Annotated in this window: 1 protein-coding gene; it reads left to right on the forward strand. The window is 52.0% G+C overall.

Translation table 11 applies throughout. The features are described 5' to 3' along the window. Window positions 1-842, forward strand: an 842-nt coding sequence (locus HMPREF9098_RS11070; RefSeq protein ID WP_003784942.1) for a glycosyltransferase family 39 protein, incomplete at both ends; no start/stop codon positions are given.

Below are 842 nucleotides of genomic sequence, written 5' to 3' on the forward strand. Positions count from 1 at the left end.
ACCGCCCTTACCGGCAGTTCGTTCTACGTTTCCCTGCTGCTCAGCTGGCTGTGCCTGGCAGGCATAGCCTGGATAATCAGCCGATTCATCCGCACCCAAATGCAAAACCAATGGGGCTGGCTGGCCGTTGCCATACTTGCCGTTTCCCGCGCCTTCACAGACTACTCGTCATCAGGACTGGAAAACCCATTGGTTCACTTACTCATGTGCCTATACGTCTGGTTCTGGCTGAGCGAACGCCCATTACAGCAAAGATTTTTCGCCACCAGCCTGATATACGGACTGGTATACATCACCCGTCCAGACGGCATCTTCCTCCTGACCCCGGCATCCGCCTATTTGCTGTACCAAATGTTCAAGCAAAAACAAGCATGGTTCAAAAGCAGCCTGCTGGCCTTACTGCCCGTTATCGCATGGGAAACCTTCTCCATTATTTACTACGGTACCCCCGTACCCAACACAGCACTGGCCAAAGTCAATATCGACTACGAACGCTCCGTCTTATTGACTCAAGCCTACCATTACTTCAAATACAACCTGCAAAACGACCCGCTGACCAGTGCCGGCATTATATTGGCCATCGTATCCGCCCTATTCAACCGCCGTCTGTTGACCAAACTGCTGGCTGCCGGCTTGACCATCCAACTGCTGTATATCTGCTATGTAGGCGCAGACTACATGATGGGCCGCTTCCTCAGCCCCTCTATCCTGATGTCAGTACTGATACTGATACTGAACCAATACCGCATGGTTCGATATGAACAAGTGCAGGCTGCTTTGGTTTCCGCGCTGTTGTTACTGACAGCGATGGTGCAGCTGCCATACACGTTGATACCGAATCG

Source organism: Kingella denitrificans ATCC 33394 (assembly GCF_000190695.1).
Classification (GTDB): Bacteria; Pseudomonadota; Gammaproteobacteria; order Burkholderiales; family Neisseriaceae; genus Kingella_A; species Kingella_A denitrificans.